The 19,491-nt window shown below is 60.4% G+C and carries 23 protein-coding genes; 21 read left to right on the top strand and 2 right to left on the bottom strand.

Annotation, left to right across the window (positions count from 1 at the left end; translation table 11 throughout):
• The first annotated feature begins 2 nt into the window (after window positions 1-2).
• The 16 genes from nifN to irrA all read left to right on the top strand — a co-directional run bounded on the left by nifN (window position 3) and on the right by irrA (window position 11,862).
• Window positions 3-1,382 (top strand): nitrogenase iron-molybdenum cofactor biosynthesis protein NifN, encoded by a 1,380-nt coding sequence (gene nifN / locus DL86_RS15345; RefSeq protein ID WP_036263318.1) that lies wholly within the window; start codon window positions 3-5, stop codon window positions 1,380-1,382.
• Between the two features lie 44 nt (window positions 1,383-1,426).
• Window positions 1,427-1,828, top strand: a complete 402-nt coding sequence (nifX, locus tag DL86_RS15340; protein WP_036263315.1) for a nitrogen fixation protein NifX — start codon at window positions 1,427-1,429, stop codon at window positions 1,826-1,828.
• An 8-nt stretch (window positions 1,829-1,836) separates the two neighbouring features.
• Window positions 1,837-2,307, top strand: a complete 471-nt coding sequence (locus DL86_RS15335; protein WP_036263311.1) for a NifX-associated nitrogen fixation protein — start codon at window positions 1,837-1,839, stop codon at window positions 2,305-2,307.
• Between the two features lie 42 nt (window positions 2,308-2,349).
• Complete coding sequence (locus tag DL86_RS15330; RefSeq protein ID WP_036263308.1) at window positions 2,350-2,550, top strand: CCE_0567 family metalloprotein; 201 nt, start codon at window positions 2,350-2,352, stop codon at window positions 2,548-2,550.
• Between the two features lie 31 nt (window positions 2,551-2,581).
• Complete coding sequence (fdxB, locus tag DL86_RS15325; protein WP_036263854.1) at window positions 2,582-2,893, top strand: ferredoxin III, nif-specific; 312 nt, start codon at window positions 2,582-2,584, stop codon at window positions 2,891-2,893.
• A 4-nt stretch (window positions 2,894-2,897) separates the two neighbouring features.
• The gene (locus DL86_RS15320; protein ID WP_036263306.1) at window positions 2,898-3,530 is read left to right on the top strand and encodes a nitrogen fixation protein NifQ; all 633 of its coding nucleotides are present in this window, start codon (window positions 2,898-2,900) and stop codon (window positions 3,528-3,530) included.
• Window positions 3,531-4,023: 493 nt separating this feature from the next.
• On the top strand, window positions 4,024-4,347 hold the full coding sequence (locus tag DL86_RS15310) for a HesB/IscA family protein (protein ID WP_036263300.1): 324 nt from the start codon (window positions 4,024-4,026) through the stop codon (window positions 4,345-4,347).
• 10 nt (window positions 4,348-4,357) lie between these two features.
• Window positions 4,358-4,684, top strand: a complete 327-nt coding sequence (locus DL86_RS15305) for a NifU family protein (RefSeq protein WP_036263296.1) — start codon at window positions 4,358-4,360, stop codon at window positions 4,682-4,684.
• A gap of 103 nt (window positions 4,685-4,787) precedes the next feature.
• Window positions 4,788-6,005 carry a homocitrate synthase gene (gene nifV / locus DL86_RS15300; protein ID WP_051953547.1) on the top strand — a complete coding sequence of 406 codons (1,218 nt, stop codon included), beginning with the start codon at window positions 4,788-4,790 and terminating at the stop codon, window positions 6,003-6,005.
• Between the two features lie 11 nt (window positions 6,006-6,016).
• Complete coding sequence (gene cysE / locus DL86_RS15295; RefSeq protein ID WP_051953545.1) at window positions 6,017-6,769, top strand: serine O-acetyltransferase; 753 nt, start codon at window positions 6,017-6,019, stop codon at window positions 6,767-6,769.
• 225 nt (window positions 6,770-6,994) lie between these two features.
• Window positions 6,995-7,324, top strand: a complete 330-nt coding sequence (nifW, locus tag DL86_RS15290; protein ID WP_036263293.1) for a nitrogenase stabilizing/protective protein NifW — start codon at window positions 6,995-6,997, stop codon at window positions 7,322-7,324.
• Between the two features lie 166 nt (window positions 7,325-7,490).
• Complete coding sequence (locus DL86_RS15285; protein WP_036263292.1) at window positions 7,491-8,345, top strand: electron transfer flavoprotein subunit beta/FixA family protein; 855 nt, start codon at window positions 7,491-7,493, stop codon at window positions 8,343-8,345.
• Between the two features lie 28 nt (window positions 8,346-8,373).
• Complete coding sequence (locus DL86_RS15280; protein ID WP_036263291.1) at window positions 8,374-9,477, top strand: electron transfer flavoprotein subunit alpha/FixB family protein; 1,104 nt, start codon at window positions 8,374-8,376, stop codon at window positions 9,475-9,477.
• 12 nt (window positions 9,478-9,489) lie between these two features.
• Window positions 9,490-10,791 (top strand): FAD-dependent monooxygenase, encoded by a 1,302-nt coding sequence (locus DL86_RS15275; RefSeq protein WP_036263289.1) that lies wholly within the window; start codon window positions 9,490-9,492, stop codon window positions 10,789-10,791.
• 60 nt (window positions 10,792-10,851) lie between these two features.
• Window positions 10,852-11,148, top strand: a complete 297-nt coding sequence (locus tag DL86_RS15270; protein ID WP_036263288.1) for a ferredoxin family protein — start codon at window positions 10,852-10,854, stop codon at window positions 11,146-11,148.
• 246 nt (window positions 11,149-11,394) lie between these two features.
• Window positions 11,395-11,862 carry an iron response transcriptional regulator IrrA gene (gene irrA, locus DL86_RS15265; RefSeq protein WP_051953544.1) on the top strand — a complete coding sequence of 156 codons (468 nt, stop codon included), beginning with the start codon at window positions 11,395-11,397 and terminating at the stop codon, window positions 11,860-11,862.
• Window positions 11,863-11,876: 14 nt separating this feature from the next.
• On the opposite strand, the gene DL86_RS15260 is transcribed toward irrA, so the two are convergent.
• A complete protein-coding gene (locus DL86_RS15260) occupies window positions 11,877-12,209 on the bottom strand; it encodes a hypothetical protein (RefSeq protein ID WP_036263285.1) in 333 nt (110 codons plus the stop codon).
• Between the two features lie 90 nt (window positions 12,210-12,299).
• A complete protein-coding gene (locus DL86_RS15255; protein WP_245276394.1) occupies window positions 12,300-12,962 on the bottom strand; it encodes a S24 family peptidase in 663 nt (220 codons plus the stop codon).
• 113 nt (window positions 12,963-13,075) lie between these two features.
• On the opposite strand from DL86_RS15255, the gene DL86_RS15250 reads away from it, so the two are divergent.
• The 5 genes from DL86_RS15250 to DL86_RS15230 all read left to right on the top strand — a co-directional run bounded on the left by DL86_RS15250 (window position 13,076) and on the right by DL86_RS15230 (window position 18,950).
• A complete protein-coding gene (locus tag DL86_RS15250; RefSeq protein ID WP_036263282.1) occupies window positions 13,076-13,417 on the top strand; it encodes a hypothetical protein in 342 nt (113 codons plus the stop codon).
• Between the two features lie 2 nt (window positions 13,418-13,419).
• Complete coding sequence (locus tag DL86_RS15245) at window positions 13,420-13,935, top strand: hypothetical protein (RefSeq protein WP_036263852.1); 516 nt, start codon at window positions 13,420-13,422, stop codon at window positions 13,933-13,935.
• Window positions 13,936-14,034: 99 nt separating this feature from the next.
• Entirely contained in the window at window positions 14,035-16,668 is a 2,634-nt protein-coding gene (gene uvrB / locus DL86_RS15240) for an excinuclease ABC subunit UvrB (protein WP_036263280.1), read from the top strand.
• A gap of 26 nt (window positions 16,669-16,694) precedes the next feature.
• A complete protein-coding gene (locus DL86_RS15235; RefSeq protein ID WP_036263278.1) occupies window positions 16,695-16,958 on the top strand; it encodes a hypothetical protein in 264 nt (87 codons plus the stop codon).
• A 162-nt stretch (window positions 16,959-17,120) separates the two neighbouring features.
• Window positions 17,121-18,950: a glycoside hydrolase family 15 protein gene (locus DL86_RS15230; protein ID WP_036263276.1), complete on the top strand. Its 1,830-nt coding sequence runs from the start codon at window positions 17,121-17,123 to the stop codon at window positions 18,948-18,950.
• The last annotated feature ends 541 nt before the right edge of the window (window positions 18,951-19,491 follow it).

Raw genomic sequence — 19,491 nt, 5'->3', positions numbered from 1 at the left:
CAATGGCCGAAGTCTCAGTTACCAAAAAGGCCTGCACGGTTAATCCCTTGAAGATGAGCCAGCCGGCCGGAGGCGCGCTCGCCTTCATGGGCATCAAGGACAGCATGCCGCTGTTTCATGGATCGCAGGGCTGCACATCCTTTGGCCTCGTTCTATTCGTGCGGCATTTTCGCGAAGCGATTCCGCTGCAAACCACGGCGATGAGCGAAGTCGCCACGGTGCTTGGCGGTTATGAGAATGTCGAACAGGCGATCGTCAATATTTCGAACAAGCAGCGCGCGCGCCTCATCGGGATCTGTTCCACTGGCGTGACAGAGACCAAGGGGGACGATGTCGACGGCTACATCAAGGAGGTTCGGGCCCAGCATCCCGAACTGAGCGATGTGTCTTTAGTATATGTCTCGACTCCGGACTTTAAGGACGCCTTCCAGGACGGTTGGGAAAAGACCGTGGCCAAGGTCATCACAACCTTGGTCAAGCCGCGCCCTGCGGACGCTCCGCGGAACTCACGTAAGATTGCGGTGCTGCCTGGGTGCCACATGACGCCGGGCGATCTCGATGAATTGCGTGACATCATCGAATCCTTTGGCTTTGATCCTTTGTTCTTGCCTGATCTGGCTGGCTCGCTCGATGGTCATATCCCCGACGATTTCACCCCGACGACGCTGGGCGGGATCTCCTTGGAGGAAATCGCGGATCTTGGCGATGCGTTTTACGCAATCGCCATTGGCGAACAAATGCGGACGGCCGCCGAAGCCCTGAAGCAAGTTGCTGGCGTTCCGTTTCAACTTTTCGATCGCATGATCGGTTTGTTGCCCAATGACGAATTTATCGCCTTTTTGACGAAGATCAGCGGCAAGCCGGTTCCAAACAAAATCAAGCGGCAACGCGGTCAGTTGGTAGACGCGATGCTGGACGGTCATTTCCACATTGGAGGCAAGAAAATAGCGATTGGCGCGGAGCCCGATCTGCTGTGGGACATCAGCAGTTTTCTCGTGGATATGGGCTGTCGCATCGACGTAGCGGTGACCACCAACCTATCACCGGTGCTCGAGCGGATGCGCTGCGAATCTGTCCTCGTTGGTGATCTCGAGGATTTTGAAAAAATGGCGCCGGGCTGCGATCTTCTCATCACCCATGCGCACGGCCGGCAAGCTGCGCAACGGCTGCAGATCCCCTTTTTCAGATTGGGTTTGCCGATCTTTGATCGACTGGGGGCGGGACATATTACGACAGTCGGGTATCGCGGAGCGCGCGATTTGATTTTCGATATAGGCAACATGTTTATCTCCAACGCCCATGTCGCCAAGCCAGATACTTGGTATCCGCATCCGGCTGGCGATCTTGAGCATGATGCGCACGCGCCTGCGGCGGCGCACTGAATGCGTTTCCGTAGGCTCGCAAGACGAATAATAAAGGAGATCGCATGAAAGTCGCTTTTGCTACCCAGGACCTTGAAAGAGTCGACGCCCATTTCGGTTGGGCTAAGAATATCTCGATCTATGACGTATCGCCGGAAGGGCACGCTTTCGTCGAAACGATCGAGTTCAATGGCGATCTTCAAGAAGATGGAAACGAGGACAAGCTAGAGCCCAAAATCAACGCCGTGAAGGACTGCGCCATTTTGTATGTCGCGGCGATCGGCGGCTCAGGGGCCGCGCGCGTCGTGGCAAACAATATATTCCCAATGAAGGTCAAGGAGCCTGAATCGATTGCAGAGCTTTTGACCAAGCTACAGGACGTTCTGAAAGCCCCCGCTCCGCCGCCGTGGTTACGCAAGGCGATGGCCAAAGGCGCGGAAAAAGAAGAAGTCAATTACGACGATTGAGGTGGATCATGTCTGAAGTAGCAGTTGCCGCGCCGACGCCGGCTGGGATCGATAGCGTCTTTGTCAAGGAATTGATCAAGCAATGGCGCGCACAGGATATGCACGGCGCCTGGGACGGCAAGTCGGATCTCGATCTGTTGGAGCCCTACATCGTCGATAAGGCGAAGCGCAAGGAAATCCCTTTGGTCGGAGATCCGGATCCAGAGACGATCTGGCGTCTTGAGCTCTTTTACAATGCAGTTGGGCTGACCATCGAGCGCTCCACCGGTTGCATGGTGTCGCCGATGATGAAGATGTCCCATGAAGGTTTCGGCCGGATGATCCTGATGGCCGGGCGGCTCATTGTCGTGAACAAGATGCTGCGCGACATTCATCGCTATGGCTACGATAATCTTAACAAGCTCGCTGAAGAAGGCGAGAAGGCCGTGGCCGCGGGGATTGAGATGATCAATAAATTCCCCGAAGTCGCTAAGTATTGAAAGCAGTATTGAAACATTGGCGGAAGGCCGGAGGTTCGATTTATGAGCGAGGCTGAGGAATTGAAGGCGGAGATCAAGAAGCTGTCCGCCAGGGCGATGCAGGCGAAGATGGATCTGCACGATCTTTCCGAAGAGCTGCCGATCAATTGGGAACAGATTCTGTCGGTCGCTCAGCGCGCGCACGAAGCTTTCGAAACATTGGAAAACAAGCGCGCCGCGCTCAACGCGGTATCCCCTGCGTGAGCGCATGAGGCAGCTGGAAGGAAGCAAGAGGATGGACGGAAAAGCAACGCGCGACGGCCGCATGTGGGAGCCGGAATTTCTGACCGCGATCGATCCGGAGACATGTATCGGCTGCGGGCGCTGTTACAAGGTTTGCGGTCGGGATGTCATGACCTTGAAAGGGGTTAACTCCGACGGCGACATCCTTGAGCTCGAAGATGAGGACGATGATGATTTCGATCGCAAAGTCATGGCGATGAATGACATCGGAGCCTGCATCGGCTGCGGGGCCTGCGCTCGCGTCTGTCCGAAGGATTGCCAAACGCATACCAAGGCAAGTGAAGTTGAAGAAATAGGCGCTTGAAACAATGCATGGGACCGGGCAATCCCAAGGACATCTTGCCCGTCTCTCGGCCGGTCTTGAACATTCTGGCGTCGAGGACGGTCAAGGGTTCGATTTGCGGGTCCTGGTGCGGATGGTCCGCCATGCGGCCGCCGAGGCTGAACGGTTAGGGCAGCCGGTTCCTGACCGGCTCGGCGTCGATGGGGGCGGGTTTGCAGCGCTGGCCGCCTATTTATGCATCGATAGTTTGCTCGGCGGATCGCCGCATAGGCAGACGGATCCGGAAGATGAAGAGATCATGGTTCGGGAGCTGCTCAGGCAAAACTGCGCGGCAAATGGCCCCGTTGCGGAATGGATTTCCTGCATCGTGGCGCGGCGCGCCTTAGAGCCGAATCATTTGTGGGAGGATCTGGGGTTGGCGGCCAGGGGTGATCTTTCCACGCTTCTGGATCGGCATTTCCCCGCTCTGGCAGCCAAAAATACCCGCAACATGCGCTGGAAGAAATTCCTGTATCGCGCGCTTTGCGAAGCGGAGGGCTTTTCGATGTGCCCATCCCCAACCTGCGACTCATGCGCCGAGTTTGATCTCTGCTACGGCGACGAATCCGGGGCGTCACAGATCGTGCGCAACAATCGGAAAAGCCAAGAAGCTGATTAACGAACATTTCTTGAGCACTTTCAGTTTCGGCGGAATCAGAAAGCAGCTCTAGGTCTTTGTTTTGTCGGATTTTATCAACGCAAACCGGTATCCACTTCGCACGAAAATGCTCTAGCTCGCATTTTCTTACGGTTGGGCGTCGCTCGCCTGCCGACATTAGGAGCGCCCGATTGCCGCATGCGCGCTCAGCCGCTCCTGGGCCGGCTCCAGCGGGATAGCTCCGTTGGGCAAATGATCTGGTTTTTCAGGCCATATCACATTATCCATTTGGTCTTTGGCGTCGGCCGCCATTTGTTTCGGCCGGGGGTTGGTCGGCCGAAACAAATGGTGACTGCGGATGTCGCCGATGAGACGGATGTCGGCATCGCGACATGAGCCGGCGCTCGCTGCATCCCGCGCCAAATCGTGGCATCCTGCGCGAGAACAGGGAGTTAGCGCATGGCGCGGGTCTTGCTAGTACGTTATGTCGAGCTAATGTGACGGAGGTTTCCTGATGATTTCCCTTACCGACAGCGCGCTTAGCGCTGTGAAAAGCGCACTTGTCCGTTCTGGGAAAGAAGGGGCGGGCTTCCGGGTCAAGGCCGAGGCCGGCGGATGCGCCGGATATAAATACCAAATCGGCCTCGATGCGCAGGCGCGCGAAGGCGACACCGTCGTTGACGCCGGCGAGGATGTGAAGGTCTTTGTCGATTCGCTGTCCCAGCCGCTTTTGACCGGCATGCAAATCGACTTCGTGGAAAGTCTCGAAGGCGCGGGTTTTGTGTTCGAGAATCCAAACGCGACCAATTCCTGCTCTTGCGGCAAGTCATTCAGTTAAGGGGCATTTGATGTTGGATTCCGCTCAAAATGGCGATGTCAAAGTTGACGACGCCGCGCTTCAAAAAGAAGCGGCCGCCCTGGATCCGGTCGCGATCGAGCGCCGGAAAATAATCGAGGCCACGCTTGAAAGCATTCGTCCGAACCTTCAAAGGGACAAGGGCGACTGCGAATTGATCGATGTTCAGGGCGATAAGGTCTATGTCAAGATGACGGGCGCTTGCGTCGGCTGCCAATTGTCGTCGATGACTCTCAATGGCGTCCAAGCGAAGCTTGTCGAGGCGACTGGCCGCATGATCCGCGTCATACCAGTCGGATCCGGTCTGGTGAAATTATAACCAGCAAAGGCGGTCGCGCTGGCTACAGGGCGGGAGTCGCCTTGTTTCGCATCCATTGGTAATCTCGGCCTGATTGTTCAGGCCGATCCGGAGCGTTACACCCATGCCGGCAATGAAAAATCTCATCGCGGGCTCGATCGCGGAGCGGCGGCCGTCAATCGTTCTTAACGACACGACCTTGCGGGACGGGGAGCAGGCGCCTGGCGTCGCCTTCACCGTCGCAGAAAAAGTGGCGATAGCGCGCGTCCTTGCCGCCGCGGGCGTCCCTGAAATCGAAGTCGGGACGCCGGCGATGGGCGCGGAGGAAATCGCCGCCATCAACGCGATCGTGCGCGAGGATCTGCCCGTCACCGCGATAGCCTGGTGCCGCATGCTGCGGTCCGATGTCGTCGCTGCGCTCGCCTCTGGCGTCGGCATGGTCAATATTTCGGTTCCCGTGTCAGATATTCAGCTCAAGGCCAAATTCGGCTCTGGACGCGATCACGCCTTGAAGCTCATCAGGGACGTGGCGCCCTATGCGAGAGACAAGGGCCTCGAGATCACGCTTGGGTGTGAAGACGCCTCGCGCGCGGATGTCGACTTTTTACTGCGCGTCGCCGATTGCGCCTCGGAAAACGGCGCCAGGCGGATTCGCTTTGCCGATACTCTAGGCGTTCTCGATCCTTTCGCCACTTTCGCGATGATTGAGCGATTGCGGCGGGGGTGCGATCTCGAGATCGAGATTCATGCGCATGATGATCTGGGCTTGGCGACCGCCAATACGCTCGCGGCGTTGAGGGCGGGGGCGGCGCATGCGAGCGTCACAGTCGTCGGCCTTGGCGAACGCGCCGGAAATGCGCCGCTTGAGGAGGTCGCGGTCGCGGTGGAGGTGCTCTATGGGCTTGAGACCGGGATCGCCCTCCAGCGTCTGTCCGAGGTCGCCGGGATCGTTGCGCGCGCCGCCGGCCGCGCCATTCCCGAAGCGAAAGCCATTGTTGGCGACGCCATTTTCACGCATGAATCGGGAATACATGTGGATGGGCTGTTGAAAGACAGGCAATGCTATCAGGCGCTCGATCCCGCCGTCCTGGGTCGCAGTCACCGCATGGTTCTTGGCAAGCATTCCGGTCTTGGCGCCGTCGTCAACGCGCTCAAGGAATTGGGCTTCGATGTTCCGCCAGACGACGCCAAGGCGATATTGACCGAAATCAAGGCCTATGCCCAACAAACGAAGGGCGGCGTATCGAAAGACATGCTGCTGAGTTTCTACAAGGCGGTGCATAGGGAGCCATTGGGCTCGGCGTGTTTGCATGCGCCTGATGCGGCGGCGCGGCCCAATTGAGGGAGACAAAAGTGAGCAACGCTGCGGTTGCGGAGAGTCCGGCCAAGGATAGCGTCGCAACAGCTCGTCCGCTCTGGCGTTTGCTCGGTGAAGATCTCGGCTGTGTGGCTGCGCGCGACCCGGCTGCGCGCAATGCCTTGGAGACGCTGATCACCTATCCGGGCGTGCATGCCCTGATCTGGCATCGGATCGCGCATTGGCTTTGGGGGCGGGGCTTTCGGTTCCCCGGCCGTTTCTTGTCCTGGTTTGGTCGGGCGGTCTCGAATGTGGACATCCACCCAGGGGCGACAATCGGACGCCGTTTCTTTATTGATCATGGTGCCTGTGTTGTGATAGGGGAAACCGCGATCGTGGGAAATGACGTGACGTTGTATCATGGCGTCACGCTCGGGGGCGTTTCCTGGACTCCGGGCCAACGGCATCCAACCCTCGAAGATGGCGTGCTCGTTGGATGCGGCGCAAAAATTCTTGGGCCGATAACAATTGGGCGCGGATCTCGCATTGGCGCTAATTCCGTCGTGATCGAGGATGTTCCGCCCGGCGTCACCGTCGTCGGCATTCCCGGGCGCATCGTGCGGAACGCGCGCGAGCGGCGTTTGCTGGCCGGCGGCCGGATCGATCTCGAGCATCATCTGATGCCCGATCCCGTGGGAGATGCGATAGGGTCCCTGCTGGACCGCATCGAATTTCTCGAGGCGAGACTGACCCATTTGCAGGGCGAGGTCACAGGCAGGACGCGCCATGCGCGGGCCGCCGCCGAATAGGTGGGTGCTTGATATTTGAGCGCCTCATAATTGAGCGCTCTTGGAGCTAGGGTCGTTTGGGCGTATCGCGATCACGGCTCCGGTCCGGTGTTTGCGACGCATGGCCCGCTCCAAGAAGTCTGCGGCTTTTCGCCCGGCCATGCTCTCTATCTGATCATTTTAACGCATGATCTATCCAAATAGTCCGCAGCTTTTTGGGATCGTGCTCAAGGGGACGCTACCGTCATGAGCGAGACTTTAAAAACTCTACAAACTCTTTCGTCCGCGGAGGATTTCTTCAAGCTCCTCGAGGTTCCTTATGACCCGGACAAGGTCAATGTCGTGCGCATGCACATCATGAAGCGCATGGGTCAATATCTGGCGACGGAAGACCTCGAGGGCCTGCCCGACAATATCGTTCGGCAGCGATGCCAGACGACGCTCGAACGCGCCTATGAGGACTTCCAAAAATCCGATCCGTTGAAAGAGCGCGTCTTCAAAGTGCTCAAGGAAGCCGTCCAGGAAAAGACTCCGGCGCCGCCGCCGATCGTGCCATTTTCCGATCTTCTAAAATAGCCGATCGGATCGCGGCGCGGCGGGGAATTGCCGGTTCGCCGCGATTATCGTCCCGTGGCCGGGATGCGGCGACAAAGCATGCCGGCGTGGGCCCTATCATTGATGGCCTAGAACTTGCTTATTAGTATATCTAGCAATTATTTTGGGCGGAGGCGAGAGGTTAACCATGCATATCGTGGTCTGCATCAAGCAGGTTCCGGATTCGGCGCAAATCCGCGTTCATCCGGTCACGAACACGATCATGCGGCAAGGCGTGCCGACGATCATCAATCCTTATGATCTGTTTTCGCTCGAGGAAGCCTTGCGGCTTCGCGACAGGCACGGCGGCGAAGTGACGGTTGTCACGATGGGTCCGCCCATGGCCGATACGGCATTGCGCAAATGCCTGACGTTCGGCGCGGATCGGGCGGTGCTGCTCACCGATCGGTTCTTCGCGGGCTCCGACACTTTGGCGACCTCTTATGCGTTGGCCCATCTCATTGCCAAAGTAAGCGAGAATTGGGGCGCGCCCGACCTTATTTTCTGCGGCAAGCAGACCATCGACGGCGACACTGCGCAAGTTGGGCCCGGCATCGCCAAGCGGCTCAATTTATTGCAGCTGACATATGTGGCGAAGATCGAGAATTTCGATCTGGAGGCGCGTGAAATCACGGTGCATCGTCGGGCGGAAGGCGGAATCCAGGTTCTGAAAACCAAGCTGCCCTGCCTTCTGACAATGCTCGAAGGCACCAACGACATGCGCCGCGGCACAATGCAGGATGCATTGAGGGGTGCGCGGTCGGAGATCATTACCTGGAGTGCGGCGGACGCGGGAATTGCGGACCTGACCCTATGCGGCTTGCGCGGCTCCCCAACGATTGTGAAAAAGGTTTTCGCCCCGACCGCGCGGGACGAAAAAGCGTTCCAGATCAAGGTGGCGGACAAGTCGATGGGCGATATTTCCGAGGCGTTGATCGCCGAAATTTTAACGCGGCAGCCGGTCCTTGATCAGGAATTGACGAAGACGGCGGCAGGCTTTTGATGGATCTCCGTAGCAAGGGAAGCTTTCTATGAACGACAAGGCGAAAGCGCCTGCGGCGCCAGCTGGAAAGGGCCGCGCCAATCAGAAGAAGGAGCTGCCGGAGCACCTGAAGAGCTACAAGCATGTTTGGGTCTTGCTGGAGCTCGAGCGCGGCGTTGTCCATCCGGTGTCCTGGGAGCTCCTCGGCGAGGGCCGCAAGCTCGCCGACCAACTCAAGGTCGATCTGGGCGCGGTGGTCCTTGGGCCTCCAGGGGGAACGGAAGCGGCTGTCACAGACGCGTTCGCCTATGGCGCGGACGTGTGCTACGTTGTCGAAAATCCGTCGCTCGTCGATTATCGCAACGAGCCCTACACGATGGTGATGACGGAGCTGGTCAATAAATATCAGCCCGAAATTCTTCTCCTCGGCGCGACCAACCTTGGTCGCGATCTCGCCGGATCCGTGGCGACCACGCTGCTCACCGGCCTCACGGCCGATTGCACGGAGCTCGCCGTCGATGCGGATGGTTCGCTGGCGGCGACGCGGCCGACCTTTGGCGGTTCGCTGCTATGCACGATTTATACGCTGAACTACCGGCCGCAGATGGCGACGATGCGCCCGCGCGTCGCGCCGATGCCGGTCTATCAATCCGGGCGCACAGGCCGGATTGTCCGTCATGACGTCTCGCTTCCGGAAGATAACATCATCACCAAGCTGTTGTCCTTCCTGCCGGACGGCAGCACGGACAAGGCCAATCTCCCCTATGCCGATATTGTCGTCGCCGGCGGGCTGGGGATGCAGAACGCCGACAATTACCAATTGATCCGCAAACTCGCCGGGGTGCTCGGCGCCGAATGGGGCGGATCGCGCCCGCTCGTCCAAAAGGGTTGGATTCCTTCCGACCGCCAGATCGGCCAGACCGGCAAGACAATCCGGCCGCGCCTTTACATCGCCGCCGGGATATCGGGGGCGATCCAGCATCGAGTCGGCGTCGAAGGCGCCGATCTCATCGTCGCGATCAACACCGACAAGAACGCGCCTATCTTCGATTTCGCCCATGTCGGGATCGTCGCCGACGCGACGCAAGTTCTGCCCGCGCTCACGGAAGCGTTCCGCAAGCGTCTCTCAGTCGCCGCCGCCGCAGCGGAATAAGAGGAGGCCATCATGTCGGAAGAAAAATTCGATGCCATCGTCGTCGGCGCCGGCCCTTCGGGAAATGCCTGCGCCTTTACGCTTGCGACGGCTGGCTTGCGCGTCCTGCAGCTCGAGCGCGGCGAATATCCCGGCTCGAAGAATGTGCAGGGCGCGATCCTTTACGCCGATGCGCTCGAAAAGCTGATCCCGGATTTTCGCGAGGACGCGCCGCTGGAGCGGCACATCATCGAACAGCGCATTTGGATGATGGATGATCGCTCATATTGCGGCGCTCATTACCGTTCGGAGGATTTCAACGAGGATCGGCCGAACCGTTACACGATCATCCGGGCGCAGTTCGACAAATGGTTTTCGCGCCGCGTCGCCGCGGCCGGCGCGCTGGTCATCTGCGAGACGACCGTCGTCGAATTGGTGCGCGATGCGCAGGACAAGGTCATTGGCGTGCGGACCGATCGCGACGGCGAAGCGATCTATGCCGATGTCGTGGTGATGGCCGAGGGCGTCAGCGGACTGGTCGGGGCGCGGGCGGGACTTCGTTCGGTTCCGCCGCCAGATAGCGTCGCGCTGGCGGTCAAGGAAATGCACTTCCTGCCGCGCGAGACGATCGAGGCGCGCTTCAACCTGCAAGGCGATGAAGGCGTCGTCATCGAGGCCGCCGGCACCATCACCAATGGCATGACCGGAACCGGGTTTCTCTATACCAACAAGGAATGCATTTCGATCGGGATCGGCTGCCTGATTTCGGATTTCGCCGATAGGGGCGAGACGCCCTATGGTCTGCTCGAAGCCTTCAAGGCGCATCCTTCGATCAAGCCGCTGCTGGCGGGCTCCGAGGTCAAGGAATATGCCGCGCATATGATTCCAGAGGGCGGCTACAAAGCCATCCCGCAGCTTTTCGGCGACGGTTGGCTGATTGTCGGCGACGCCGGCCAATTCGTGAATGCGGTTCATCGCGAAGGCTCCAATCTCGCGATGACGACGGGCCGGGTCGCGGCGGAGACGATCATCAACATCAAGGCGCGCAACGCGCAGATGAGCGCGGGGAACCTTTCCGTCTATAAGTCCCGACTGGACGATTCTTTCGTGATGAAAGATTTGAAAAAATACAAGAACCTTCCGCACGCGCTGCACAACAAGCATCTTTTCACAACCTATCCGGAGCTCCTGTCGAAGGCGGCGCAAACCTGGTTCCGCGTCGATGGCGTCGATAAAAAGTCGAAGGAAAACGAGATCGTGAAGTCCTTCTTCAAGACCCGCAGAATCAAGGGTCTGCTTGGCGACGTTCTTGGCATGGCGCGTGCTTGGAGGTAGGGAGCCGATTGATTCGTCGCCCTATTCGGATCCTCAAATGTGTTGTGAAAGGAGCGCGCTATGAATACGGAAACCGTGGTCCGCGTCGAGGACAAGCTGTTTCAGAACCGTTATCTGGTGGATGCCGGGCGTCCGCATATATCGGTGACGCCGCATACCGTTCCCTCGCCGCGGCTCTTGTCGCTCACCCGGATTTGCCCCGCGGGCTGCTATTCGCAGGCGGATTCAGGTCAAGTCGAGATTACGACCGACGGCTGCGTCGAATGCGGAACCTGCCGGGTCGTCGCCGAGCCGAGCGGCGAAATCACGTGGAACTATCCGCGCGGCGGATTTGGCGTCCTTTTCAAGTTCGGCTGATATTGGCGCGCGCCCTGGCGCCCCACTCTCCTCGCAAAGGAGCCGGGGGCGGCACTCCCTGGGGCGCCGAGTTGCGGCGCCTGAAAAGGCAGCGAATGAGGTGAACGGAAAGCCACAATTGCTTTTTGTAGGAAATATGACCGTCGAATTGATCTTGGCGAAAGCGCTTTGCTTTGACCATATCCAGCGGCGCAAAGGGCAGTTGCCGGACGTATTGGCAGAGCAGTTTGGGAAGCGATTGTCGCCATGATGAGATCCTTACAAGACATGTTCGCTGTCGGTTCGTCGTCGGCGCATCAGCCAAGCCGGACGCTCTTGGAAAAATATGGCCTCCGCGCGACCCGGCAGCGCCTCGGTCTTGCAAAGCTGCTGTTCAGCAAGGGCGACCGGCATGTGACCGCCGACGCCCTGGCCGCCGAGGCGAGCGCAGCCCGGATGGCCGCGTCTTTGGCGACGGTTTACAATGTCCTCAATCTTTTTGCGGAAGTCGGCTTGGTGCGCGGCTTGGCGATCGACGGCAGCAAGACCATTTTCGATACGAATACGAGCGATCATGGTCATTTCTTTTTCGAGGAAACCGGCGAGATCGAGGATATTTCCGCGCAAGGTCTGAACATTGCCGAGGAGATCGAGCCTCCCGAAGGCTATGAGATCGTCCGGGTCGATGTCGTCGTCCGGTTGCGGCGCAAGACGGGCGCATCCCTCCCGTCGTGAGTCCCGCCTCTGGATCATGCTGGCGGCGGCTTTAAGCGTGTTGCGCGCGCCGAGAGCCGGCGCAAGGTCCGCCCGAGCAGGAGGGCCGCTTTCGCATTGAGCGCTTCGACTTCGCCGCCGAAGCCGAACCAGCGCCTTGCCTTCAAAGTCTCGATCCGAAGCGAATGTTCGGCGATCGAGATCATGGTCTCGGCCGGTGCGCTGGAAAGGCCGGGACAGAGATTTTCGAGCGTTTCGGGTCGGGCGGCGTAGATCCTTGCGCGGCTTTTGATCATAGCCGCTGCGGTCCTCTGGGCTTGCGCCAGGATAATGGCGTCGGTCTCGCGGCGGGAGGTCTGGCGGGGCATGGCATTCTCCGGTCAAATAACCGGAAATCGCTATAAGGTACTTCTACCTATGTAAAGGCGCAGCTACCGGATAATATCCGAGCCTTACCTTTATCTCCGGCGCCATTGACCGGATCGCACCACGCCTTGAATTTCAGCCGCCCATTCGATTTGAACGCTTCGGATCGGCGCCGCATTGTGACTTTCGAGGTCGAAGGTTCCCGCCACCGAGCCGCGTTGGATCCGTTTCAAATAGCGCTTGCCGTCGGCGGTGCGGACCGCCGCCTCCCAGCCGACGACCTCGTCCGCATTTGCCCCTTGCCGCCAGCAGATGATGACGTCGCCGGAATCATAGCGCGGCCACATGCTGTCGCCCTCGACCTGGAAGGCGATCGCATCGGGCGCGATCGGGAATGGCACCTCGATCTCATACAGCCCCTCGGGGGGGATCTGCTCGAATTCCGGCAGGATCTCGGCGCCGGCGCCGATGCGTCCGACGACGCGGACGCGATTGCCGGGGCTGGCCTCGCCAACGCCTTCGAGGAGCCAGGCCGCCGTCGTCTTCAGGACCGGCGCGAGAGCGATCAGGGTTTCCGTGGTGACGCCGCGCCGGTCGCCATTCTTGACCGCCCGCTTCAGGTTGCGGATTGCATCGGGCTTCTTGGCGGCCAGGGAGGCGGCGTGCGCGGAGAGCCCCAAGGCGGAGAGCCGGCTTTCGATTCGGGTGAGGACGTCTTCGAGTTCCATAGGGGTAAAATAACCGAATCGGTCCAAAAATGCATTCGGTAAAAATACCTTTACAAAGCGGTAGAGCTACCTTATTCCTGGTCCGGCGGCGCGAAGCTTTGGCTTCAAACGTCGCCTACGAGACAGCAGGGAGCAGTTCCATGACAGTCGCAACAGAGATCCGTAAAGCCCGCTGGACCGGCGAGCGCATCGCCCGCCTCGGCTTTTTGCTTGGCATGGGCTGGGACGCCCGGCGGATCGCCGAAGATCCGCTCATCGCCTCGACGCCGAACAATGTCCACCGCCAGGCCCAACGCTTCGGCCTCGCCTTTCGCGCCGCGGCCGCCGCCATCGCCCTGCGCCTGCCGCCCGACGCCGCCAGCCTCTATGACGCCGCGGCGTCCAAGCGCAACCTCACCCGCGAAGCCATGATTCGCCTGCTGCTTCTCGTCGTGGCGGCCGAGCCGGCCTTGCTCGACAATATTCTCGACGATGGAGCGTGATCGTGGAAGAAGAGCCCAAAATCAACGCCCTCGAGCAGCCCTATGAACCGCGCCGCGATAGGCTGCCGGCGCAATGGGAGGCGGAGCATGTCGGCAAAAGGCTGGTCAAGGCCTTCGCCACGCTCGATCGGCTGCCCCGCATGCGCGGGCCGCGCGAGCCGGGCGGGCATTGGCCGCGCCATGCGCTCGAATGGGCCGATCAGTTGGCCCAGGCCGAACTCGACGACAGCGAACGCCGGAGCCGCGCGCAGTCCAGCAATCGAGTGACGATCCGCCCGACCGGCGCCGAAATCGCGCAGATGGAGGCGGCCTTCGATTGGCTGCGCGAATTGCGCGCCGAGGATAGCGGCATGGCGCTGGTGACCAGCTTTTGGGCGATGCGCTCGGCGCGGGGGCGCTCGGTCAAGGCGCTCTGCGCCGAAAAGCAATGGGCGCCGCACACCTTCTACCGCAAGCGGGCGAAGGCGCTGGACCATCTGGCCGCCTGGCTCAATGCGACCAATGTCCCGGTGTTTTAGGCGGAGGCCGAGACGACGGACCTCGTCGGGTGAACTCATCCATTTTGCATCTGCCGCCCGCCCCTTTGATCCCCGCCCGATTCGCCCCATATTGGCGGCATGGTCAAAGCTCCCGAATCGCCCCCTTCGAAACCGGCCGCGAAGCCAACCAAAAAACCGCCGCGGTCCAAGGCGAGCAAGCCGGAACTCCAGCCGCTTGGGGAGCATCTGGCGGCTCTGCTCAACCCGGCGCTCAACCAGCGCCGGGAGGGTTTCGCCGAGGCGCCGCAGGCGGGCTATGACGCCGGCCCCGTCTCGCGCATCGACGCCAAGCTGGCCAAGACGCTCGGGTTCGACGGCGCCGGCGAGAAGCATGCGCCCTCCGCGCCTCTGTATCAGCCGCCGGGCGTCAGCGGCGCGGCCGCGACGGCGGATTCGCTGAAGGACCTGCTCGAACGCGGCGATCCGAATCTGCGCGAGACAAAGCCCTGGACGCCGCACCGGCCGCTCCGCCCGGACAAGTCCGAAGGCGGCCTCGCGTTCAAAATCGTTTCCGAATATGAGCCGAAGGGCGACCAGCCGGCCGCCATAGAGGAGCTTGTCAAGGGGATCGAGGCTCAAGAGCGCGACCAGGTTCTGCTTGGCGTCACCGGCTCGGGCAAGACCTTCACCATGGCGCAGGTGATCGCGAGGACCAATCGGCCGGCGCTGATCCTAGCGCCGAACAAGACGCTGGCGGCGCAGCTCTATGGCGAGTTCAAGAGCTTCTTTCCCGACAATGCGGTCGAATATTTCGTCTCCTATTACGACTACTACCAGCCGGAAGCCTATGTGCCGCGCTCCGACACCTATATCGAGAAGGAAAGCTCGATCAACGAGCAGATCGACCGGATGCGGCACGCCGCGACGCGGGCGCTGCTGGAGCGCGACGACGTCATCATCGTCGCCTCGGTGTCCTGCATCTATGGCATAGGCTCGGTCGAGACCTATACGGCGATGACCTTCACCGTGAAGCTCGGCGAAAAGATCGATCAGCGCCAGCTCATCGCTGATCTGGTCGCGCTGCAATATAAGCGCTCGGCGGGCGATTTCTCGCGCGGCGTGTTTCGGGTGAGGGGCGACACGATCGAGCTCTTTCCGGCCCATTATGAAGACCGCGCCTGGCGCATCGGCTTCTTCGGCGATTCGATCGAAACCATCGCTGAATTCGATCCCCTGACCGGCAAGAAGACGCAGGACCTCGAATTCGTCAAAGTCTACGCCAATTCGCATTATGTCACGCCGCGCCCGACCCTGTTGCAGTCGATCAAAGGCATCAAGGCGGAGCTGCAACAGCGGCTGAAGGAACTCAACAATGCCGGCCGCCTGCTCGAGGCGCAAAGGCTCGAACAGCGCACGATGTTCGATCTCGAAATGCTGGAGGCGGCGGGCTCTTGCGCCGGCATCGAGAATTATTCGCGCTATCTCACCGGCCGCCGCCCCGGCGAGCCGCCGCCGACTTTGTTCGAATATCTGCCCGACAACGCCCTCGTCTTCACCGATGAATCGCATGTGACCGTGCCGCAGATCGGGGCCATGTATCGCGGCGATTTTCGGCGCAAGGCGACGCTGGCCGAATATGGCTTCCGGCTGCCGTCCTGCCTCGACAACCGTCCGCTGCGCTTCGAGGAATGGGAGGCGATGCGCCCGCCGACCGTCCATGTCTCGGCGACACCGGGCTCGTGGGAGATGGAGCGCACCGGCGGCGTCTTTGTCGAGCAGGTCATCCGCCCAACCGGGCTCATCGATCCGCCGGTCGAGATCCGTCCGGCCCGCGCCCAGGTCGACGATCTGTTGGGCGAAGTGCGCGAGGTCGCCTTGAGGGGCTATCGCAGCCTCATCACCGTCCTGACCAAACGCATGGCCGAGGACCTGACCGAATATTTGCACGAGCATGGCGTGCGGGTGCGCTACATGCATTCCGACATCGACACGATCGAGCGGATCGAGATCATTCGCGACCTGCGCCTTGGCGCCTTCGACGCGCTGGTCGGCATCAACTTGTTGCGCGAGGGCCTGGACATTCCCGAATGCAGCCTCGTCGCAATTCTCGACGCCGACAAGGAAGGGTTCTTGCGCAGCGAGACATCGCTGGTGCAGACGATCGGCCGAGCGGCCCGCAACATCGACGGCAAGGTGATCCTCTACGCCGACCACGAGACCGGATCGATGCAGCGGGCGATGGCCGAGACCAGCCGCAGGCGCGAGAAGCAGGAGGCCTATAACGCCGAGCATGGCATCACTCCGGCGACGATCAAGCGCGGCATTCAGGATATTTTGGGCTCGGTCTATGAGCAGGACCATGTCACGGTTGACGCCGGACTCGCCGCGCCGGAGCTTCTCGCCGGGCATAATTTCAAGGCGACCGTCGCCGATCTCGAAAAGCGGATGCGCGAAGCCGCGGCCAATCTCGATTTCGAGGAGGCCGCCCGTTTCCGCGACGAGTTAAAGCGGCTGCAGGCGGTCGAACTCGCCATCGCCGACGATCCGCTGGCCCGCCAGCGCGATGTCGAGGACCAGGCCGGGGCCTATAAAGGCGAGCGCAAATATGGAAGCGCCGCGAACCTCCCGGCGAGCCGTCCGCACAAGCCGACCGACGCCGAGATGGGCCCGCATAATTTCGGGGGAGGGGAGGCGAAACCGCGCGGCGACGCAAGAGCGCGCAGCTCGGCGGGGAAGGGCGGGACGCGGGTGTTCAAAGGGAAGCGGCGGTGAGGCCAGCATTGTTCGCATGCGCCGCGATGGCTCTGCTTGCAGTGTGGGATCCCTTCGACGCCTCAGCCACACAACGGCTCTTGCCAACGCCCTATCCGGAACAGCTCGGACCCAATGCGCAAATTGGCGGCGGCGCGCGGCGGACGCATCGGCATCAGCATTTGCTCCCCGATCCTGTCCCGCAGACGCTTGGCCGCAACGCGGCCGGCAATCCAAAACCCTATGGGCGCCATCGGCATCAGCATCTTTTGCGAACGCCCTATTGGCGGCAATATCATCATTGGCGTTAGAGCATATTCCGAACAGATCGGTTCAATCTGTTCGACGAGAATATGCTCAGGCTCTTTAGCATTGGAGCGATTTCTGATCGACCGAATGACGCCATTGGATCGGAAAGCGCTCCAGGGCGCGGGTTTTGCGACAGGCGCGACTTTGGCGCGCGAGGCGGACGCATGGCGTTGAACATCGAGGATTACGCGATCGTCGGCGATTGCGAGACGGCGGCGCTCATCGGCCGCGACGGATCGGTGGACTGGCTGTGCTGGCCGCGTTTCGATTCGCCCGCCTGTTTCGCCAATCTGCTCGGCGCGCGCGAGAACGGGCGCTGGCTGCTCGAGCCGACGGATCCCAACGCCAAGGCGACGCGCGCCTATCGCGGCCACACCCTCATCCTGGAGACCACGATCGAGACCGAAGGCGGCGTCGCCGTCGTGACCGAATTCATGCCGACGAAAATCCGCGGCTCGCATCTTGTCCGTCTGGTGCGCGGCGTTCGCGGCAGCGTCGACTTCCGCACCGAGCTGATCATCCGCTATTATTACGGATCGGTCATGCCTTGGGTGCGCCGCCAGGACGATGGCAGTTTGCAGGCTGTCGCCGGGCCCGATCTTTTGGTCTTGCGCACGGCGGTCAATCTCCGCCCCGAGGGACGAACCCATGTCGCGGAATTTTCAACCGTGGAAGGAGAGAGCGTCGCGTTCACCCTGAGCTACGGTCTTTCCTACCAGGATGCTCCAAGAGCCATCGACCCCTTTAAAGCGCTCGAGCAAACCGAGCGGACCTGGCTCGCATGGTCGGCGACGTTCGAGGGCGCGGGGCCATGGTCGGAAGTCGTGATCCGCGCGCTGCTGACGCTGCGGGCGCTGATCTTTCAGCCGAGCGGCGGCATCGTCGCGGCGCCGACGACCTCGCTGCCCGAGCAATTGGGCGGTTCGCGCAATTGGGATTATCGCTTCTGCTGGCTGCGCGACGCGACTTTCACTTTGCTCGCCCTGATGAACGCGGGCTATGCCAATGAAGCAAACAAGTGGCGCGAATGGCTGATCCGGGCTCTCGGCGGCGAACCGGAGCTGGTCCAAATTCTCTATGGAATTGCCGGCGAGCGGGGCATCCCGGAGCGGACGCTTCCCTGGCTGTCAGGCTACGCTAATTCGCAGCCGGTGCGGGCCGGCAATGCCGCCGCCGGACAATTGCAGCTCGACATCTATGGCGAAGTTCTTGACGCGTTTTATCAAAGCCGCAAGCATCGGCTCGTCACCGACGCCGCCGACTGGATGCTGCAATGCGAGCTGTTGAAACATTTGGAGACGATCTGGGAACAGCCCGACGAAGGCATTTGGGAGGTGCGCGGCGGGCGTCGGCACTTTACTTATTCGAAAATCATGGTCTGGGTCGCCTTCGATCGCGGCGTCCGGAGCATCGAGGAATTCGGCTTTGTCGGACCGCTCGACCATTGGCGGCGCCTGCGTCAAACGATCCATGATGACATCTGCCAGAAAGGTTTCGACCCGGAGCTTGGAGCTTTCACACAGAGCTATGGCGCGAAGGAGCTCGATGCGAGCCTGCTCTTGATCGCCCTTGTCGGTTTCTTGCCGCCCGAAGATCCGCGCGTGCGCGGCACGGTCGAGGCGATCGAGCGATGCTTGATGGTGGATGGTTTCGTCCGACGCTACGATACGCGGGTGGTTAAGGATGGCTTGCCCGCAGGGGAGGGCGCCTTCCTCGCCTGCAGCTTTTGGCTGGTCGATAATCTCGTGCTCTTGGGAAGGTCCGAGGACGCCCGGCGCTTGTTCGCACGGCTGCTCGCCCTTCGCACCGATCTCGGCCTTCTGGCGGAGGAATATGATCCTGCGACCGGCCGCATGGTCGGCAATTTTCCGCAGGCCTTTTCGCATATCGCCTTGATCAATTCGGCCTATAATTTGGCCCATGCCGACAAGCCGTGCGAACAGCGCTCCGGCGCGAAGAGCCGGGAGGAAGAGGACTCTTCGGCTTTGTTTTGAGCGCGCTATTTACTGCCCTTCAGCCTCTTTAACACTGGAGCAATTTCTGATCGATCGAATGACTCCATTCGATCGGAAAGCGCTCTCGGGGCGGCCTCGCGCCATTTCTTTATAACGACGAATTGGGCCGCCCGGGGGGAGGGCCACCCATATCCTTGAGTCAAGCCGCGGCGGAGGCCAGAACATTCTGGACGTCGCGCTGAGCGCAGCGTCGCTGACCTGAGGCGCTTTCGGATCAGATGGAAAGCGTTTGATCGAAAAGGAAGCGCTCAAAATTCAGGGGTTGAAGCATGTTCCGAAAAAGTCGATCAACTCTTTAGAACATGCTCTAGGCGCGGCGGCGTCAAAGCTCGCAAAGTGCGAAGTGCTTCCGAACACATCCATTTTCTCCAACATCTAATAGTTAGAGAAACTGTAAGAGGCAAATGAGCCTCAAACAGAGGAGAAAGGAAATGTTGCACAAAGCTCTCTTGTCATTGGCGTTGCCTGCCGCGATCATGCTTTTTTCCCCAACTTTGGCTTCTGCGCGATCTGGTTATTG

The sequence above is a fragment of the Methylocapsa aurea genome (genome assembly GCF_000746085.1).
GTDB classification, from domain to species: Bacteria; Pseudomonadota; Alphaproteobacteria; order Rhizobiales; family Beijerinckiaceae; genus Methylocapsa; species Methylocapsa aurea.
The sequence above is the reverse complement of the archived record's forward strand: the minus strand, read 5'-3'. Positions and strand labels throughout refer to the sequence as shown.

Bases quoted from the DNA above. Each gene is read 5' to 3' on its own strand.
- nifN (WP_036263318.1), top strand. From the start codon at position 3: ATGGCCGAAGTCTCAGTTACCAAAAAGGCCTGCACGGTTAATCCCTTG.
- nifX (WP_036263315.1), top strand. From the start codon at position 1,427: ATGAAAGTCGCTTTTGCTACCCAGGACCTTGAAAGAGTCGACGCCCAT.
- DL86_RS15335 (WP_036263311.1), top strand. From the start codon at position 1,837: ATGTCTGAAGTAGCAGTTGCCGCGCCGACGCCGGCTGGGATCGATAGC.
- DL86_RS15330 (WP_036263308.1), top strand. From the start codon at position 2,350: ATGAGCGAGGCTGAGGAATTGAAGGCGGAGATCAAGAAGCTGTCCGCC.
- fdxB (WP_036263854.1), top strand. From the start codon at position 2,582: ATGGACGGAAAAGCAACGCGCGACGGCCGCATGTGGGAGCCGGAATTT.
- DL86_RS15320 (WP_036263306.1), top strand. From the start codon at position 2,898: ATGCATGGGACCGGGCAATCCCAAGGACATCTTGCCCGTCTCTCGGCC.
- DL86_RS15310 (WP_036263300.1), top strand. From the start codon at position 4,024: ATGATTTCCCTTACCGACAGCGCGCTTAGCGCTGTGAAAAGCGCACTT.
- DL86_RS15305 (WP_036263296.1), top strand. From the start codon at position 4,358: ATGTTGGATTCCGCTCAAAATGGCGATGTCAAAGTTGACGACGCCGCG.
- nifV (WP_051953547.1), top strand. From the start codon at position 4,788: ATGCCGGCAATGAAAAATCTCATCGCGGGCTCGATCGCGGAGCGGCGG.
- nifW (WP_036263293.1), top strand. From the start codon at position 6,995: ATGAGCGAGACTTTAAAAACTCTACAAACTCTTTCGTCCGCGGAGGAT.
- DL86_RS15285 (WP_036263292.1), top strand. From the start codon at position 7,491: ATGCATATCGTGGTCTGCATCAAGCAGGTTCCGGATTCGGCGCAAATC.
- DL86_RS15280 (WP_036263291.1), top strand. From the start codon at position 8,374: ATGAACGACAAGGCGAAAGCGCCTGCGGCGCCAGCTGGAAAGGGCCGC.
- DL86_RS15275 (WP_036263289.1), top strand. From the start codon at position 9,490: ATGTCGGAAGAAAAATTCGATGCCATCGTCGTCGGCGCCGGCCCTTCG.
- DL86_RS15270 (WP_036263288.1), top strand. From the start codon at position 10,852: ATGAATACGGAAACCGTGGTCCGCGTCGAGGACAAGCTGTTTCAGAAC.
- irrA (WP_051953544.1), top strand. From the start codon at position 11,395: ATGATGAGATCCTTACAAGACATGTTCGCTGTCGGTTCGTCGTCGGCG.
- DL86_RS15260 (WP_036263285.1), bottom strand. From the start codon at position 12,209: ATGCCCCGCCAGACCTCCCGCCGCGAGACCGACGCCATTATCCTGGCG.
- DL86_RS15250 (WP_036263282.1), top strand. From the start codon at position 13,076: ATGACAGTCGCAACAGAGATCCGTAAAGCCCGCTGGACCGGCGAGCGC.
- uvrB (WP_036263280.1), top strand. From the start codon at position 14,035: ATGGTCAAAGCTCCCGAATCGCCCCCTTCGAAACCGGCCGCGAAGCCA.
- DL86_RS15235 (WP_036263278.1), top strand. From the start codon at position 16,695: ATGGCTCTGCTTGCAGTGTGGGATCCCTTCGACGCCTCAGCCACACAA.
- DL86_RS15230 (WP_036263276.1), top strand. From the start codon at position 17,121: ATGGCGTTGAACATCGAGGATTACGCGATCGTCGGCGATTGCGAGACG.